Source organism: Kitasatospora sp. NPDC005748, assembly GCF_040630735.1.
Classification (GTDB): Bacteria; Actinomycetota; Actinomycetes; order Streptomycetales; family Streptomycetaceae; genus Kitasatospora.
Genome location: NZ_JBEXYD010000065.1, coordinates 14,898 through 30,280 on the forward strand (window position 1 = coordinate 14,898; position 15,383 = coordinate 30,280).

Annotated in this window: 16 protein-coding genes and 1 pseudogene; 8 read left to right on the forward strand and 9 right to left on the reverse strand. The window is 74.6% G+C overall.

Annotated features, from left to right (window positions below; genetic code table 11):
* Nucleotides 1-33: 33 nt before the first annotated feature.
* Entirely contained in the window at nucleotides 34-801 is a 768-nt protein-coding gene (gene map / locus ABZ495_RS31035; RefSeq protein ID WP_359809906.1) for a type I methionyl aminopeptidase, read from the reverse strand.
* 78 nt (nucleotides 802-879) lie between these two features.
* On the opposite strand from map, the gene ABZ495_RS31040 reads away from it, so the two are divergent.
* Nucleotides 880-1,149, forward strand: coding sequence for a helix-turn-helix transcriptional regulator (locus ABZ495_RS31040; protein WP_352295350.1), 270 nt, complete (start codon nucleotides 880-882; stop codon nucleotides 1,147-1,149).
* A gap of 93 nt (nucleotides 1,150-1,242) precedes the next feature.
* On the opposite strand, the gene ABZ495_RS31045 is transcribed toward ABZ495_RS31040, so the two are convergent.
* Together ABZ495_RS31045 and ABZ495_RS31050 are read right to left on the reverse strand one after the other, a co-directional pair.
* On the reverse strand, nucleotides 1,243-2,004 hold the full coding sequence (locus tag ABZ495_RS31045; RefSeq protein ID WP_352295348.1) for a glucose 1-dehydrogenase: 762 nt from the start codon (nucleotides 2,002-2,004) through the stop codon (nucleotides 1,243-1,245).
* Nucleotides 2,001-3,326 (reverse strand): MFS transporter, encoded by a 1,326-nt coding sequence (locus ABZ495_RS31050; RefSeq protein ID WP_359809875.1) that lies wholly within the window; start codon nucleotides 3,324-3,326, stop codon nucleotides 2,001-2,003. The genes ABZ495_RS31045 and ABZ495_RS31050 overlap by 4 nt, the downstream gene beginning before the upstream one ends.
* Here ABZ495_RS31050 and ABZ495_RS31055 point away from each other — a divergent pair.
* Nucleotides 3,325-3,516: a hypothetical protein gene (locus ABZ495_RS31055; RefSeq protein WP_359809873.1), complete on the forward strand. Its 192-nt coding sequence runs from the start codon at nucleotides 3,325-3,327 to the stop codon at nucleotides 3,514-3,516. The two genes, ABZ495_RS31050 and ABZ495_RS31055, sit on opposite strands and share 2 nt — an antisense overlap.
* A gap of 104 nt (nucleotides 3,517-3,620) precedes the next feature.
* On the opposite strand, the gene ABZ495_RS31060 is transcribed toward ABZ495_RS31055, so the two are convergent.
* Nucleotides 3,621-4,211, reverse strand: coding sequence for a helix-turn-helix domain-containing protein (locus tag ABZ495_RS31060; RefSeq protein WP_359809871.1), 591 nt, complete (start codon nucleotides 4,209-4,211; stop codon nucleotides 3,621-3,623).
* Between the two features lie 242 nt (nucleotides 4,212-4,453).
* Here ABZ495_RS31060 and ABZ495_RS31065 point away from each other — a divergent pair, with 242 nt between their 5' ends.
* Nucleotides 4,454-4,930 carry a DoxX family protein gene (locus ABZ495_RS31065; protein ID WP_359809869.1) on the forward strand — a complete coding sequence of 159 codons (477 nt, stop codon included), beginning with the start codon at nucleotides 4,454-4,456 and terminating at the stop codon, nucleotides 4,928-4,930.
* Between the two features lie 66 nt (nucleotides 4,931-4,996).
* Here ABZ495_RS31065 and ABZ495_RS31070 read toward each other — a convergent pair whose 3' ends face one another.
* Together ABZ495_RS31070 and ABZ495_RS31075 are read right to left on the reverse strand one after the other, a co-directional pair.
* Nucleotides 4,997-5,293 carry an MTH1187 family thiamine-binding protein gene (locus ABZ495_RS31070; protein ID WP_329485991.1) on the reverse strand — a complete coding sequence of 99 codons (297 nt, stop codon included), beginning with the start codon at nucleotides 5,291-5,293 and terminating at the stop codon, nucleotides 4,997-4,999.
* Between the two features lie 168 nt (nucleotides 5,294-5,461).
* On the reverse strand, nucleotides 5,462-7,084 hold the full coding sequence (locus ABZ495_RS31075) for a SulP family inorganic anion transporter (protein ID WP_359839197.1): 1,623 nt from the start codon (nucleotides 7,082-7,084) through the stop codon (nucleotides 5,462-5,464).
* 1,062 nt (nucleotides 7,085-8,146) lie between these two features.
* Between ABZ495_RS31075 and gcl the strand changes: the two genes are divergently transcribed.
* The 3 genes from gcl (at nucleotide 8,147) to ABZ495_RS31090 (ending at nucleotide 11,274) form a co-directional block, all read left to right on the forward strand.
* Nucleotides 8,147-9,925 (forward strand): glyoxylate carboligase, encoded by a 1,779-nt coding sequence (gene gcl, locus ABZ495_RS31080; RefSeq protein ID WP_329492016.1) that lies wholly within the window; start codon nucleotides 8,147-8,149, stop codon nucleotides 9,923-9,925.
* 221 nt (nucleotides 9,926-10,146) lie between these two features.
* The gene (locus ABZ495_RS31085) at nucleotides 10,147-10,716 is read left to right on the forward strand and encodes a pyridoxamine 5'-phosphate oxidase family protein (RefSeq protein ID WP_359809865.1); all 570 of its coding nucleotides are present in this window, start codon (nucleotides 10,147-10,149) and stop codon (nucleotides 10,714-10,716) included.
* A gap of 69 nt (nucleotides 10,717-10,785) precedes the next feature.
* Nucleotides 10,786-11,274: a glutathione peroxidase gene (locus ABZ495_RS31090; protein ID WP_359839199.1), complete on the forward strand. Its 489-nt coding sequence runs from the start codon at nucleotides 10,786-10,788 to the stop codon at nucleotides 11,272-11,274.
* A 66-nt stretch (nucleotides 11,275-11,340) separates the two neighbouring features.
* On the opposite strand, the gene sigJ is transcribed toward ABZ495_RS31090, so the two are convergent.
* Nucleotides 11,341-12,276 carry an RNA polymerase sigma factor SigJ gene (gene sigJ, locus ABZ495_RS31095; RefSeq protein ID WP_359839200.1) on the reverse strand — a complete coding sequence of 312 codons (936 nt, stop codon included), beginning with the start codon at nucleotides 12,274-12,276 and terminating at the stop codon, nucleotides 11,341-11,343.
* Nucleotides 12,277-12,463: 187 nt separating this feature from the next.
* Between sigJ and ABZ495_RS31100 the strand changes: the two are divergent.
* Nucleotides 12,464-12,820, forward strand: a pseudogene (locus ABZ495_RS31100) (hypothetical protein); the annotation flags it as partial.
* On the opposite strand, the gene ABZ495_RS31105 reads toward ABZ495_RS31100, so the two are convergent.
* Nucleotides 12,820-13,626, reverse strand: coding sequence for a DUF4386 domain-containing protein (locus tag ABZ495_RS31105; RefSeq protein ID WP_359809862.1), 807 nt, complete (start codon nucleotides 13,624-13,626; stop codon nucleotides 12,820-12,822). The pseudogene ABZ495_RS31100 and the gene ABZ495_RS31105 sit on opposite strands and share 1 nt — an antisense overlap.
* Before the next feature lie 81 nt (nucleotides 13,627-13,707).
* Between ABZ495_RS31105 and ABZ495_RS31110 the strand changes: the two genes are divergently transcribed.
* A complete protein-coding gene (locus tag ABZ495_RS31110) occupies nucleotides 13,708-14,385 on the forward strand; it encodes a TetR/AcrR family transcriptional regulator C-terminal domain-containing protein (protein WP_359839202.1) in 678 nt (225 codons plus the stop codon).
* 21 nt (nucleotides 14,386-14,406) lie between these two features.
* Here ABZ495_RS31110 and ABZ495_RS31115 read toward each other — a convergent pair whose 3' ends face one another.
* Nucleotides 14,407-15,321: a hypothetical protein gene (locus tag ABZ495_RS31115; protein WP_359839204.1), complete on the reverse strand. Its 915-nt coding sequence runs from the start codon at nucleotides 15,319-15,321 to the stop codon at nucleotides 14,407-14,409.
* Between the last annotated feature and the right edge of the window lie 62 nt (nucleotides 15,322-15,383).

Genomic DNA, 15,383 nt, shown 5'->3' on the forward strand with positions numbered 1-15,383 from the left:
GCGGGGCGTGGCGACGACGGCCCCGGGAGGGTGCTACGGCAGGGTCAGGATGCGCGGTCCCTCCTCGGTGATCGCCACGGTGTGCTCGAAGTGCGCGGCCCGGCTGCCGTCGGTGGTCCGCAGGGTCCAGCCGTCCTCGTCGGTCAGGTAGTCGGACCGGCCGCCGCCGGTCAGCATCGGTTCGATGGCGAGCACCAGCCCCGGCTTGAGCGGGTAACCCCGGCCCTGGCGGCCCTCGTTGGGCACCGACGGCTCCTCGTGCATCCGGCGCCCGATGCCGTGCCCGCCGAACCCCTCCGGCACCCCCCGGCGGGCCCGCCGCGCGACCGCGGCGATCGCGTGCCCGATGTCACCGGTCCGGTTGCCGACCACGGCAGCGGCGATCCCGGCTTCGAGCGCCCGCCGGGTGGCGTCGATCAGCGCGGCGTCCTCCGTGCGGGGCGTCCCGACGACGAAGCTGACGGCGGCGTCGCCCGCCCAGCCGTCCAGCACCGCCCCACAGTCGATGCTGACCAGGTCACCGTCGCGCAGCCGGTAGCCGTCCGGGATGCCGTGCACCACGGCGTCGTTGACGGAGGCGCAGATCACCGCCGGGAACGGCACCGGCGCGAAGGACGGCCGGTACCCGAGGAACGGCGACACCGCGCCCGCCCCGCTCAGCACCCCGCGGGCCACCTCGTCCAGCTCCAGCAGGCTCACCCCCACCGCGGCCGCCCGCTCGACGGCGGCCAGCGCCTCGCCGACCACCCGCCCGGCCTCCCGCATCGCCGCCAGCGCCGTGTCGTTCTTGAGTTCCACCATGGCCGTGCCCTCCCGCATCTCTACCCAATTCTTATACCGGTATATCTATCACGGTCCAGTCGGGTCTAGGATCGGCGCATGGTGAGGACTCCGCTGACCCCCTGGGAACGCGAACGCGGCGAGCGCTTCGGCGCCCTGCTGCGCGCGGCCCGCGGCACGCGCAGCATGGTCGAGATCGCGGCGGTGGCGGGGATCTCCTCGGAGACCCTCCGCAAGATCGAGACCGGCCGTGCCCCCACGCCGGCCTTCTTCACGGTCGTGGCACTGGCCTACGCGCTCGACCTCTCCCTCGACGACCTGGCCGCCGCCTGCGCCCTCCCGCACGACGGCGAAGCCCTGTCCGCCTAGGACGGCACACCGGGCGGGGCCGGACGGACGTGAACGGCCGACCGGTAACCGGTCGGCCGTTCACGGGGGGCGAGCAACAGGGCGGGGCGGGTGTCAGGCGGTGATGCCACCGTCGAGGACGAGGTCGGCGCCGACGGTGTAGGCGGACTCGGGCGAGGCGAGGTGGAGGACGGCGGCGGCGATCTCCTCGACGGCGCCCGCCCGGCCGACCGGGACGTCCGACTTCATCCGGTCCGCCTTGTCGGCGGCGCTCTCGCCCGGGCGGCTGGACATCGGGGTCTCCACCGGCCCGGGGCTGACCGAGTTGATCCGCACGCCCTCGGCTATGTGGTCGCGGGCCGCGCTGCGGGTCAGGGCGCTGACGGCGGCCTTGGTGACCGCGTAGGCGCCGAGGCCCGGGAGCCGCATGTGGACGCCGAGGTTGGAGGCGATGTTGACGATGGCCCCGCCGCCCTGGGTCCGCATGTGGGCGATCTCGTGCTTCATGGCGAGCCAGGTGCCGGTCAGGTTGGTGTCGACGACCCGCTGCCAGTCCTCCTCGGCGAGGTCCGCGATCGGTGCCACCGCACCCAGGATGCCGGCGTTGTTGACGGCGATGTCCAGGGCGCCGAGCCGGGCGACGGTCTCCCGGACGAGCCGGGCGGCGTCGGCGGCGTCCGCGACGTCGCCGACGAGGGCGACGGCCTTGCCGCCCTCCTCCTCGATCAGCCGGACGGTCTCGGCCAGCGGGCCCTCGGTGCGGCCGGCGACCGCGACGCGGGCCCCCTCCCGGGCGAACGCGAGGGCGATGCCCCGGCCGATGCCGGTGCCGCCGCCGGTGACCAGGACGGACTTGTCGGCGAAGCGCGTGGTCATGCTGAGTACTCCTCGGTGTGGGTGAACGGGGGTCGTGCGGGTCGGGAGCGGGCCAGCAGGGTGACCGCCGCGGCGGTCAGCGCGAGGCCCGCGGCGGCCGCCGCGAAGGCGGCGGCGTAGCCGCCGACGGCGGTGGGACGGGTGGCGGCGAGCGCCATCAGGGCGGCGACGCCGGCGGTGGGGCCCAGCTCCATCGCGGTGTTCAGGACGCCCGCGGCGAGACCGGCGCGCCCGGGCCGGACGCCCCCGGTGGCGAGGACGGCCGAGCCGGCGAAGGCGGGGCCGGCCCCGGCGGGCAGCAGGAGCAGACCGGGCAGCAGTCCGGTGGCGAAGGGAGTGGCGGGGCCGACGCCGGCCAGCAGCGCCAGGCCTCCGGCGGCCACCGCCAGGCCCCCGGCGGTGACGGCGGCCGGTCCGTGGCGGGCGATCAGCGGCCCGGCCAGCCGGCCGGCGGCCAGCAGGACCGCCGCGTACGGGAGGAAGGCCGCCGAGGTGGCCAGCACGCCCCAGCCGCGGACCTGTTGGAGGTAGAGCGGGAGGATCAGGAAGACCAGCGCGGTGCCCGCGGCGGTCGCCATGACGGCGACCAGGGCGGCGGCCCGGCGGCGGTCGGCGAGGAAGCCGGGCGGCAGCAGCGGGTCGGCGGTGCGCCGTTCGGCGGCGGCGAAGGCGAGCAGCAGGGCGGCGCCGAGCACCAGCGGAAGGAGCACCACGGGTTCGCCCCAAGTGTGCTCCCCGGACCCGACCAGGCCGTAACTGACCGCGGAGACACCGGCGGTGGCGAGCGCCGCACCCCGCAGGTCGAGCGCCGGGGGTGCGCCGGGGGCCGGCTCGGCAGCAGGGAGCAGGCGACCGGAGAGGACGAGCCCGGCCACCGCCACCAGGACCGGCACGGCGAACATCCAGCGCCAGGAGACCCAGGCGGCGACCACCCCGGAGAGCAGGCTGCCACCGGTGGCACCGAGCGCCGAGAGGCCGCCCCAGGTGGCCATCGCCCGGCCGTAGTCGGCGGACCGGGGGAAGAGCGACCGCACCACCGCGACCGCCGCCGGAGCGGCGAGTGCGGCGCCGACGCCCTGGGCGAAGCGCGTCACCAGCAGGACGGCGAAGGTGGGGGCGAGCGCGCCGGCCACCGAGGCGACGGCCAGCAGGACGAGGCTGAACCGCAGCATCCGGCGGCCGCCGTGCCGGTCGGCGAGCCTGCCGCCGAGCAGCAGCAGGGAGCTGAAGGAGAGTCCGTACGCGGCGCTGAGCAGCAGGATGCCGGACGGGCCGAGGCCGAACTCCCGGCCCACCAGGGGCAGCGGGACGGAGAGGATCATGATCGTGAAGATCAGCGTCGCCTGCACGGCACCGAGCAGGGCGAACCCCGACCGCGGTGACGCCGGCGACGGGGCCGACGGAGCCGGCCGCGAAGGCGCCCGCGCGGTGGTGCGGGCGGGCGCGGGCCGAGAAACCGGCGAGTCCACCCGTGCGGGTGTCGAAACCCCCTGTGCCATCGAATCCCCCTAGTTGATAATGACCGTTCGGTCCAGAATTTGGACAGCACAGTGCGCCGGTCGCGAGGCCGTCGGAAGCCCCCGGGCCGGGCCGTGGCGCCGGCCCGGGCGGCGCGCTCAGTCCAGCAGGCCGAGCGCCTGCTCGGCGGCGGCCCGCAGACGGGCCTCGCCGTCACCGGCCTTGCCGATCACCCGCATGCCCTGCATCAGTACCAGCAGCATCCGCGCCAGCGCCACGGGGTCGCGCCCCTCGGGCAGTTCCCGCTGCGCCCCGGCCCGGACCAGCGCGGCCGTGAGCACCGTCTCCAGGTGGTCGAGGCTGGCGGACACCCGCCGGGCCGCGTCCGGGTCGTGCGGAGCGAGCTCGACGGCGGTGTTGGTGACGAAACAGCCGCGCCTGGGGCCGCCCGCGCCGTCCTCGCCGGCCTCCCGCGCGAAGCGCCGGACCAGGCCGCGGACGGCCGGCAGCACCGGACCGGGCTGCGAGAGCTCGGCCAGCAGCACCGGATTGTGCTGCTCGCCGTAGCGCTCCAGCGCCCGCAGGTAGAGCTCGTGCTTACTGCCGAAGGTGGCGTAGATGCTGGCACGGGCGATCCCGAGCTCCTCGACCAGCTCCGCCATCGAGGTGGCCTCGTAGCCGCGCCGCCAGAACAGCTCCAGAGCCGCCTGGAGCGCCGCGTCGGGGTCGAATTCCTTGGTCCGTGCCATGCCTGAACCCTAGTCATATTCAGACCGATCGGTCAAGAAAGAGGAGGGCGACCGCCACGGCGAGTACCGGATACCGGGCACACCGAGCCCAAGGGCGGGCCGACAGCGGACGGTTGACATGCGAACCACGGACGGTGAACAAATTCGAACACGGTGGACTTGACAGAGTGTTGTCAGGCGATTCCAGATAAGGGTACCCTTACCGCCGCCCGTCCCCCACCCCCTCCCCCCAGGAGACGTCCATGCCGGCTACTCCCCAGCAAGCGGTCGACACCGTCCGCCCCCTCGTCCTGACGGTCTTTCGCATCGTCGTCGGGCTGCTCTTCGCCTGCCACGGCGCCGCCTCGCTGTTCGGCGTCTTCGGCGGCGCCAAGGGCGGCGGCTCCGTCCCGGTCGGCCAGTGGCCCGGCTGGTGGGCCGCACTGATCCAGCTCGTCGGCGGTGTCCTGGTCCTGGCCGGACTCGGCACCCGGACCGCCGCCCTGCTCTGCTCCGGCTCGATGGCCTACGCGTACTTCACCGTCCACCAGGAGCACGCCCTGCTGCCGCTGCAGAACGGCGGCGAGGCCTCGGTGCTGTTCTGCTGGGCGTTCCTCGCGATAGCCGCGCTCGGCTCCGGACCGTTCGCGGTGGACCGGCTGCTCCCCCGGTGGACGGCCGATCGGGCCTACGGCTCCGCGCCGGCGGAGCAGAGCACCCAGCCCACCGCGGCACGCTGACCGAAGCCCGGCCCGCCGGCCCGCTCGGGTCGGCGGGCCGGGCCTCACCGCAGGGCCGGCCGGGGCTCACCCCTCGGCGAGGTGGCGTTCCACCGAGGCCACCTTGGCGGTGAGCCCGTCCGTGACCCCGGCCCGGTCATCGATCTTGATGACGGTGCTGACCCGTCCGCTGTAGGCCTTCACGGCCTCGATCGCCGCCCGGATCACCGGCATCACCTCGTCCCACTCCCCCTCGACGCTGGTGAACATCGCGTCCGTGCGGTTCGGCAGCCCGCTCGCGCGGACCACCCGGACGGCGGCGGCGACCGCCTCCCCCACCTCCTCGCCGACCCCCAGCGGGGTGACCGAAAACGCTGCGATCACGGCTCTGCTCCTCCTCCGGCTCGGCGCTGTCCCGGTGCCCGGTCCGTCGGGCGCCCCGGCGCCGCGACCAGGCTAGCCGCCCGGCCCGGCCGGACCGGCCGACGACCCGGCACCCTGCCGAGCCGGTCTGCCCGGCGGGTCGGACGTCCCGTCAGGCCGGACGCCCCGTCAGGCCACCGTCGGCAGCGGCGGTTCCACCGCCAGCGGCGCGGAGCTACGGGCCCGGTGCTGCTCGGCCCAGGTGGTGAGCGCCACCGTGCAGGCGTGGTCCAGGTGGCGCAGCCCCGACCAGTCCAGCTCGACCGGGCGGTCCGCCGGCAGCCGCTCCAGGGCGTCCAGCAGCCGGGGCAGCCGCAGGAAGGTCGCGTTGCCGCTCAGGCGGACCCGCAGCGGTGCCCGGGTGAGCGCCGGGCCGGCGGCCCCGCCGGCGGCGGCAACGGGCTCCGGGGCCTCCGGGGGCGGCAGTTCCTCCACCGCGATCTGCAGGTGCGAGGTCTGCCAGGCCGACTTGACCACGGCCAGGCCGATCCCGATCAGCACGCCCTCGAACAGGTCGGTGGTGATGATCGAGACCGCCGTCACCGCGAGCACCACCGCCTCGCCGCGGTGTTCGCGGCAGAGCCCGACGATCCGCCGGACCGGGACGAGCTTGGCGCCCGCGTGCACCAGCACGGCGGCCAGCGCGGTGAGCGGGACCAGGCCGAGCACCCCCGGCAGCAGCGCGGTGAACAGCAGCAGCCAGAGCCCGTGCAGGACGCGGGAGGCCTTGGTGCGGGCGCCGGCCTGGACGTTCGTCGCGCTGCGGACGATCACCGCCGTCATCGGGAGCGCCCCGAGCAGGCCGCAGAGCGTGTTGCCGACGCCCTGCGCGGTCAGCTCACGGTCGTAGTCGGTCCGCGGGCCGTGGTGCATCCGGTCCACCGCGGCGGCGCTGAACAGCGTCTCGGCCGAGGCGATCAGGGTGAAGGCGAGGACGGTACCGACGCCCGCCGTGCTCGCCAGCCCGCCCAGCGCGTCGCGCTCCGGCAGCCGGACCACGTCCAGCAGGCCGGAGACCCGGATCCGGGCGACCGGCAGGTCGGCGGAGGCCGTGACGGCGGCCGCGAGGCCGACGGCGGCGAGCGGTGCGGGCACCGTCCGGGCCACCCGGGCGGGCAGGTACTTCCAGAAGGCCAGCACCAGCAGGGTGGCGACGCCGAGGGCGACCGCGGCCGGCGTCGCCGCACCGGTGACGGCGTCGCGCAGCAGCGCCGGCAGGCCGGCGATCTTCTCGGGCCCGGTCGAGGGCGCCCTGCGGTCGGCGAGCGCGTAGAGCTGGCCGAACAGCAGGGTCAGGCCGATGCCCGCCAGCATGCCGTGGACCACGGACGCGGACATCGCACGGAACCAGCGGCCCAGCCGCAGGGCGCCCATGGCCAGTTGGAGCAGGCCGGTGGCGAGCACCAGGAGGCCCAGCGCGCCGGCGCCGTACTCCTGGACGGCCTCGTAGACCAGGACGGTGAGCCCGGCGGCCGGGCCGCTGACCTGGAGGCTGCTGCCCGGCAGCGCACCGACCACCAGGCCGCCGACGATCCCGGTGACCAGGCCGAGCTCGGCGGGCACCCCGGAGGCGACGGCCACGCCGACGCAGAGCGGCAGGGCGACCAGGAAGACCACCAGGGAGGCCGGCAGGTCGAAGCGCCAGGGCACGGCGCGCACGGCACGGACGGGACCGCGCCGGGCCCGGCCCGGCGGGGCGCCCTCGCCGGAACGGCCCGGCGGACTCCCGGACCGACCGGACGGGGCGCTCATCGGGTCACCGCCGCAGCGGTGCCGGGGCGGACGGGGGGACAGCAGGCGGGTCGGAGCACGGGTACGTCCCTTCCGCGCACCCGCCGACGGGCGGACGCGCTGCTAGGTGCGTCCGGACGGGCGGACGCCGGGGCGGGCGGGCCGGGCGGGCCGGGCGGGCGGTCGGACGCCGGAGCGGGCGGACCTGGCGGGCGAACGGCGAGGACGGACCTGGCGGACCTGGCGGAATTGGCGGACCTGGCGGGCGAACGGGTCGCGCGCCGGTGGACGCACACCGCGTCGGCGCACCGGGCGCGACCTCGGCGGGGCACCCGGCGGCCTCCACGGCGCGTACGGCGCGGGCGGCGTCGGTACGGGCGGCCGTCCGGGCGGGCCGGGCGGCCGTGGCGGGCGGCGGCGATGGGTGTCGGGGCGGAGCGGGTGCGGTCGGGGGGCGGCGCCTCGGTCGGCTGCGCGCGGACCGGGCGGGCCCGGTCCGGGAACGGGACCCGCCGGCCGGAGCTCCCCCCGCTCCCCGGTCGATCCCAAATCCCCCTGCCGCGGCCCGAGTTGAACATGGCAACCATGACGGGTCCGGCGTGCCACCGACGGTACCCAGAGCCCCGCGCGGGGCCGACCTCGCCCACCGAATCTTCACACGAGCCGCACACCGGCGCCGCTTTCCGTGCCGACTCGGGGCTCCGGTCGGGTACGCGCGTTCGGCCCGTGGACTGGCACACGAACGAGACCGGTGCCGGAAGCGCGCGCTTTGCGCGAAGGGACGACCGCCGGGCCCGCCCAGGCCCGGTGGACTGGAGGAACGGGCGATGGTCCGGTCGCGCCCGCCGTGACAGCCTGGCCGGACGGCCGGCCCACCCCCTCCCCGCGCCCGCCACCTGCGGTTTCCCACCATCCCCGCGGCGCGACCCACTTCCACATTCTGTTGAAAGCCCCCTTGACGCCCCGACGGGCCCCGCCTTACTTTGTTTCCGCATACAGAAACCGTTCTTCCGTATGGTGGAATTCTGGAGATGAGCCCTCCGACCCACTGCGGGCCGATGCAGGAGATACCCGATGCCACGTATGACAGCCGCCCGCGCGGCAGTGGAGATCCTCAAGCTCGAAGGCGTGGAGGTCGCGTTCGGCGTGCCGGGCGCAGCGATCAACCCGTTCTACCGGGCCCTCAAGGAGGGCGGCGGCATCCGGCACACGCTGGCCCGGCACGTCGAGGGCGCCTCCCACATGGCGGAGGGCTACACGCGCGCCAAGGCCGGCAACATCGGAGTCTGCATCGGCACCTCCGGCCCGGCCGGCACCGACATGATCACCGGCCTCTACTCGGCGATCGCCGACTCGATCCCGATCCTGTGCATCACCGGCCAGGCGCCGGTCTCCAAGCTGCACAAGGAGGACTTCCAGGCCGTCGACATCTCCTCGATCGCCAAGCCGGTCACCAAGAAGGCCACCACCGTGCTGGAGGCCGCCCAGGTCCCGGGCGTCTTCCAGGAGGCCTTCCACCTGATGCGCTCCGGCCGTCCGGGCCCGGTCCTCATCGACCTGCCGATCGACGTCCAGCTGACCGAGATCGAGTTCGACCCCGAGACCTACCAGCCGCTGCCGGTCTACCAGCCGCGGGCCAGCCGCGCCCAGGCCGAGAAGGCGATCCGCTTCCTGCTGGAGTCCGAGCGCCCGCTGATCGTCGCCGGCGGCGGCATCATCAACGCCGACGCCTGCGACCTGCTGGTCGAGTTCGCCGAGCTGACCGGCGTCCCGGTCATCTCCACCCTGATGGGCTGGGGCACCATCCCCGACGACCACCCGCTGAGCGCCGGCATGGTCGGCGTCCAGACCTCGCACCGCTACGGGAACGCGACCTTCCTGGAATCGGACTTCGTCCTCGGCATCGGCAACCGCTGGGCCAACCGCCACACCGGGTACAACCTGGAGGCGTACACCAAGGGCCGCACGTTCGTCCACGTCGACATCGAGCCCACCCAGATCGGCAAGATCTTCGCCCCGGACTACGGCATCGCCTCCGACGCCAAGGCCGCGCTGGAGCTCTTCGTCGAGGTCGCCAAGGAGCTCAAGGCCGAGGGCCGGCTGCCCGACTTCACCGCGTGGGCCGGGTCCGCCCAGGAGCGCAAGGCCACCCTCCAGCGCCGCACCCACTTCGACAACATCCCGATGAAGCCGCAGCGCGTCTACGAGGAGATGAACAAGGCCTTCGGCCCGGAGACCCGCTACGTCACCACGATCGGCCTCTCGCAGATCGCCGGCGCGCAGATGCTGCACGTCTACCGGCCGCGGCACTGGATCAACTGCGGCCAGGCCGGCCCGCTCGGCTGGACCATCCCGGCCGCGATCGGCGCCGCCACCGCCGACCCGGGCACCCCGATCGTCGCGCTCTCGGGCGACTACGACTTCCAGTTCATGATCGAGGAGCTGGCGGTCGCCGCCCAGCACAAGGTCCCCTACATCCACGTCCTGGTGAACAACGCCTACCTGGGCCTGATCCGCCAGGCGCAGATCGGACTGGACATCAACTTCCAGGTCAACCTGGAGTTCGAGAACATCAACACCCCGGAGCTCGGCGTCTACGGCGTCGACCACGTCAAGGTCGCCGAGGGCCTCGGGGTCAAGGCCATCCGCGTCACCGACCCCGACCAGCTGGGCGCCGCCTTCGAGGAGGCCAAGAAGCTCGCCGCCGAGCACAGCGTCCCGGTCGTGGTCGAGGCCATCCTGGAGCGCATCACCAACATCTCGATGAGCCGGACCGTCGACATGAGCGACGTGACCGAGTTCGAGGAGCTCGCCACCCTGCCCGAGCACGCCCCCACGGCCATCAAGCCGCTGGCGCTCTGAGCCGTGCGAGCCCGGCGCCCCCACCGGCGCCGGGCCTGCGCCCCCCGGGCGCGCGGGCCGGCATCCCCGGGCCGCGCCGGGCGCACCACGGCGCCCGCCCGGCGGCGAGCTGCCCCGTCCGGCGCGGCCGCGTTCGGCACACCGGTCGTCCGGGTACGTACCGGTGTACCGCCCGTACGCGACCGCAGCGCGCGGGCTTCCGTAGCCCGGGAGGCCACTCCGTGCCCTTCACCATGAGCTTGTCCGAGCGCGAGGCCTTCCTGGCGGGCCCGCACGTCGGCGTCCTGGCCGTCGGCGACGACGGCGCCCAACCGGCCGGGCGCCTGCTGGCCGTCCCGATCTGGTACTCCTACCGGCCGGGCGGCGTCCTCACCATCCTGACCGGCCGGGACTCCGCCAAGGCCCGCCGGATCCGCGCCAGCGGGCGGTTCGCGCTCTGTGCCCAGCAGGAGGAGCCGCCCTGCCGCTACGTGAGCGTGGAGGGCCCGGTGGTCGCGATCGAGGACGGGATCGACCCGGCCGAGCGCGCCGCGATGGCCCACCGCTACATGCCGCCCGCCACCGCCCGCGCCTACCTCGCGGCCACCACCGAGCAGCTGACCGCCGACATCGCCATCCGGATGCGCCCCGAGCGCTGGCTCAGCGCCGACTTCGCCGCCGTCGCCGCCCGCTTCGACGCGCGGACCGAGGCCCGGACCGACGGCCGGCCCGAGGAGGCCCGCTCCGACGCCCGGCCCGGCCGGACGGGAGCGGAACAGGGGGCGGAACACCCGGAGCCCGGTCATGGTTGACCGGGGCGGGGCGGCTACCGTTCCGTGACGAGTGCTGCACCGATATCCGACCATCCGAAGGGGACTTCCGTGAGCCTGTACGACATCCCGCTGCGCACCCTGTCCGGCGAGACCGCCTCGCTGGCCGACTACAAGGGCAAGGCACTGCTGATCGTCAACGTCGCCTCCAAGTGCGGCCTGACGCCCCAGTACGCCGGCCTGGAGCGGCTCCAGGCGCGCTACGCCGAGCGCGGCTTCACCGTGCTGGGCTTCCCGTCGAACCAGTTCGCCGGGCAGGAGCCGGGCAGCGCCGAGGAGATCCAGACCTTCTGCTCCACCACCTACGGCGTCTCCTTCCCGCTGTTCGAGAAGACGGACGTCAACGGCGCCGACCAGCACCCGCTGTACGCGGCGCTGACCCGGACCCCCGACGCCGAGGGCCAGGCCGGTGACGTGTCCTGGAACTTCGAGAAGTTCCTGGTCTCGCCGGACGGCACCGTGGCCGCCCGGATCCGGCCCCGCACCGAGCCGGAGTCGGCCGAGGTGATCACCGCGATCGAGGCCGTCCTGCCGGCCTGATCCGCACCACCGCCGGAGGAGCCCCGGGGCAGCCGCCCCGGGGCTCCTCCGCGCCCGCCCCCGGCATCACCCGCCCCAGCGCCCGAGCTTCTCCGGGTTGCGCACCGCCCAGATCTGCGCGATCCGCTCGCCGGCGAGGCCGAACGCGGCCACCGTCACGGTGACTCCGCCCCGCCGGGCCGCCAGGCCGGGGCGGCCGTTGACCGAGCGCTCCAGCAGCTCCATGCCCGGCGCCAGGTCGCCGATCCCGACGATGTAGCGGGCGATCCGCTCGGCGCCCGTGACCGGGCGCAGCGCGGCGCCGGCCAGCCCGCCGCCGTCGGCGGTCATCGTGGCGTCGGGGTCGAGCAGGCCGACCAGGGCGGCGATGTCCTTGGCCACCCAGGCCTGCTTGAACTCCCTGATGATGCGGGCTTCTTCTTCCCGCACGCGCGGTGCGACCGGCGGCCGGGCCGCGCGGATCCGGCGGCGGCCCGAGGAGGCCAGCTGCCGGCAGGCCGCCGGCGTCCGCCCGACGATCGCGGCCACGTCGGCGAAGGGGTACTGGAAGACGTCGTGCAGGACGAAGGCGACCCGTTCGGCCGGGGTCATCGATTCGAGCACGACGAGGAACGCCATGTCGACGGACTCGTCCAGGGTGACCAGGTCCGCCGGGTCGCCGCCGGCGCCCGGCCGGCCGTGCAGCCACTGCGTGCCGTCCGGCAGCGGCTCCGGGATCCACTCGCCCACGTAACGCTCGCGCCGCGCCCGCGCCGAGCCGAGCACGTCGAGACAGATCCGACTGGCCACCGTCGTCAGCCACGCCCCGGGGGACTCGACGGCCTCCCGCTGCTGCCGGGACATCGCGTACCAGCGGGTGCAGGCCTCCTGGACGGCGTCCTCGGCCTCGGCCAGCGAGCCGAGCAGCCGGTAGGCGATGTCGATCAGCTGCCGGCGCTCGCCCACGAGCACGCTCAGGCCCGGGTCGGGCCGGTCCGGTCCGGGCTCGGTTCGACTGGTCATGGTCGTGACGACTCCCTCGTTCGGGCCTGACCGCACCATGATCCACAGGTCGTCCCGGTGGGCCCGGGCCGGGGTGGCGCCTGACGTTTCCGGTGGCTGTGTCGTCGGACCGATGAGCGGCCGGTTCGCCGGCCCTCGGACACGGTCGAGAAGAAGCAGAGTCGAGCAACAGAAGGAAGGGGCCCTCATGCCCACCCGTACGACGGCACCGCAGCACAGTCCCAGGCTCTCCGCGTTCCTGCGGGTCGCGATCGCCCTGCAGACCGCGGCCATCTTCTTCCAGGCGGTCACCGCCGGGCTGTTGCTGTCCACGTCCTACGGAGAACCGCTGCACAGCGGCGGGGCCCGCGGGATGTACGCCACGACGATGCTGTACGTCCTCGCCTCGGTCCTGAGGTGGCGGCCGGGCGGCGGTTCGCCCCGGCCCGTCCTCCACTCGACCGGATTCCTCGTCCTCGCGTCGGCGCAGGTGGTCCTGGGCGTCCAGCACGTGGCGAGCCTGCACGTCCCGCTGGGTGTCCTGATGTTCGGGCTGAGCCTGCTTCAGCTGGGCCGGGCGACGGCGGGCCACCTTCGGCCGGCGGCGCCGGTTTCGGGTCCGGCTTCGGCGTCGAGCGCCACTGCGGCGGTTTCGCCGGCTCCGACGGACGCTCCGCGGAAGCCGCGGAGCACGAGCCAGCCGGCGAGGGAGAGCTCCCACGCGAAGACCGGGACGGCCGCGGCCGTGCCGGGCCCGGAGAGCTGAGCGTAGCGGCCGAACAGCACGGCCACCGCGGAGGCGCAGATCAGCGGCCCGCCCACCAGGCCCAGCACGGTGATCACCCGCGGCACGGCCCCGGTCCGGTGCAGGAGCACGGCCAGCATCAGGGTGTTGACGCCGAGGATCAGATTGGGCCCGAGCAGGAAGGTCCAGTCGTGGACGGCGATGAGCGCCTTGGCCGCCACGGCGAAGGAGGAGGCACCGGCGTCGGAGGCCGCGGCGAAGGAGGAGGCACCGGCGTCGGAGGCCGCCGGTGCCTCCCGACGCAGCGTCACCACCGCGAGCACGCTGACCAGCCCGAGGACGATGACGACCGCCTCCAGCAGCCGGACGCACACATAGCCGAGCGCGAGCCCTTCGTGCCGGCGCCGGAGGACCGGAAAGAGCGTCACCCCGGTGCCCACCACCGCCAGGGCCAGGACCACCTCGCACAGCGCCCCGAGCAGGACCCTGTTGTCGGCACCCGCGCCCAGCACGTAGTCCGTGCCGTCCAGCAGCGGTCGGTACAGCGTCAGCCCGGCCACGGCGGCGACCTCGGTCACCAGGAACAGCACGCCCGCCGCGATGCCCTTGCGTCTGTCTGTGTCCATTGCGGAACTCCCCACCCAGTAGCAGAGGTGTACGGCGTACACCTGTCGATGACGATAGGCGTACGCCGTACACTCGTCAAGATGAAGCAGTCAGCGGACGGAACGCGGCGGGCGCCGCTCAGCCGGGAACGGGTCCTGCGAGCGGCGGTGGCGTTCGCCGACGGCGCCGGGACGGATGCGATCAGCATGCGCAAGCTCGCCCAGGAGCTGGGCGTGGTGCCGATGGCGCTCTACAAGCACGTGGCCAACAAGGACGAACTCCTCGACGGCATGGTGGACCTCGTCGTCGGCGAGATCGGCCCGCCCGGCGAGGGCGGCTGGCAGCCCACGATGCGCGCACGCGTCCTCGCCGCACGCCGGGTCCTCCTGCGGCACCCCTGGGCCGCGGGCGTGATCCAGTCCCGCACCAGCCCCACCCCGGCGGTCCTCGGCTACCTCGACTCGATGGCCGGCCTGTTCCGGGCCGGCGGTTTCTCCGTCGGCCTCACGCACCACGCGATGCACGCCATGGGCAGCCGGCTGCTGGGCTTCAGCCAGGAACTGTTCGACGACACCGCCGCCACCCCCGACCCGGCGGTGCTGCGGCAACTGGCACGCGCCTACCCCCACATCGCGGAAATCGCCGGCGCCGCCGGACACGACGAGGCCTCGACGGTCGGCGGCTGCGACGACCAGGCCGAGTTCGAGTTCGCGCTGGACCTGCTGCTGGACGGGCTCGAACGGCTACGGGCCGCAGAGCAGTTGACCCAGGAGCCGTGACGGCTCAGAAGCGGTGACGACTCAGGGGCAGTGGTAGGGGAACGAGACGGAGACACTCCGAGGGCCCGGAGAGAGCAGCTCCAGGGTGGCGGTGGACGGGAGCGAGCCCTGGCCCTCGAAGCTCCAGCGCAGCACCAGCTCGGTGCGGTGCGTGCCGGAGCCGACCTCCTGCGCCAGCTCGCCCGAGGTGGTGCCGTCGCTGCGCAGCCAGCGGTAGCGGAGGGTGCCCGCGGCGCCGTTGGTCTCCACCACGGCGGTGATCACCGCGGTGCCGCCGCAGCCGGGGCCCGCGGGGTCGGTGCTCGCACCGACCCCGGTGACCGCCAGGGCCGGCATGGTGAAGCGCCAGAACAGGAAGGCCAGGAGGGCCAGCAGCAGCACCGGGACCAGCACGCGCCACACCCGGCGCCGGCGGGGCGGCCGCTCCGCCTCCGGGAGGGCGGCACCGTGCCAGACGGCGGCGGCCTGCGGCGGGACACCGGGGCCGAACCGCCGCAACTCCCCCGGTGCGAGCGGCTGTTCCGCCGGCTCGCCGGACACCGGGACACCATGCGACGGGGTGCCGTGCGGCGGGGTGCCGGTCTCGCCGGGCTCCGGTGCGCCGGGGAGCGTGGCGGTCTCCCCCCGCGTGGGTGTGCCGACCAGCATGGCGGTCTCCCCCGGCGCCGGTGCGCCACCCCAGACCCGGGGGTCCAGGAAGGTCGCGCTCGCGGCCCCGGTCTCGTCGAGCCGGACGGTGGCCTCGGGGTCGGGCCCGGCCGCGACCGTACGGTCGGCTGCGGTTGCGTCGAGCCGGACGGTGGCCTCGGGGTCGGGCCCGAGGCGGACCGCCCGGTCGGCGCTCCGCGCGCCCGCGGCGAGCGGAACGGTCCGGTCCGCGGCCGCGCCCGGTGCCGGGGCGGAGTCCGGGGTGGAGTCGGGGCGGGGCGTGGACATGGCTGCTCCAGGGGAACGCGACGGGAAGGGTGGTGCGGGGCCGGCGGCAGGGGTTCGGCCGC

Bases quoted from the DNA above. Each gene is read 5' to 3' on its own strand.
- map (WP_359809906.1), bottom strand. From the start codon at position 801: ATGGTGGAACTCAAGAACGACACGGCGCTGGCGGCGATGCGGGAGGCC.
- ABZ495_RS31040 (WP_352295350.1), top strand. From the start codon at position 880: ATGGTGAGGACTCCGCTGACCCCCTGGGAACGCGAACGCGGCGAGCGC.
- ABZ495_RS31045 (WP_352295348.1), bottom strand. From the start codon at position 2,004: ATGACCACGCGCTTCGCCGACAAGTCCGTCCTGGTCACCGGCGGCGGC.
- ABZ495_RS31055 (WP_359809873.1), top strand. From the start codon at position 3,325: ATGATCGTGAAGATCAGCGTCGCCTGCACGGCACCGAGCAGGGCGAAC.
- ABZ495_RS31050 (WP_359809875.1), bottom strand. From the start codon at position 3,326: ATGATCCTCTCCGTCCCGCTGCCCCTGGTGGGCCGGGAGTTCGGCCTC.
- ABZ495_RS31060 (WP_359809871.1), bottom strand. From the start codon at position 4,211: ATGGCACGGACCAAGGAATTCGACCCCGACGCGGCGCTCCAGGCGGCT.
- ABZ495_RS31065 (WP_359809869.1), top strand. From the start codon at position 4,454: ATGCCGGCTACTCCCCAGCAAGCGGTCGACACCGTCCGCCCCCTCGTC.
- ABZ495_RS31075 (WP_359839197.1), bottom strand. From the start codon at position 7,084: ATGAGCGCCCCGTCCGGTCGGTCCGGGAGTCCGCCGGGCCGTTCCGGC.
- gcl (WP_329492016.1), top strand. From the start codon at position 8,147: ATGACAGCCGCCCGCGCGGCAGTGGAGATCCTCAAGCTCGAAGGCGTG.
- sigJ (WP_359839200.1), bottom strand. From the start codon at position 12,276: ATGACCAGTCGAACCGAGCCCGGACCGGACCGGCCCGACCCGGGCCTG.
- ABZ495_RS31105 (WP_359809862.1), bottom strand. From the start codon at position 13,626: ATGGACACAGACAGACGCAAGGGCATCGCGGCGGGCGTGCTGTTCCTG.
- ABZ495_RS31110 (WP_359839202.1), top strand. From the start codon at position 13,708: ATGAAGCAGTCAGCGGACGGAACGCGGCGGGCGCCGCTCAGCCGGGAA.
- ABZ495_RS31115 (WP_359839204.1), bottom strand. From the start codon at position 15,321: ATGTCCACGCCCCGCCCCGACTCCACCCCGGACTCCGCCCCGGCACCG.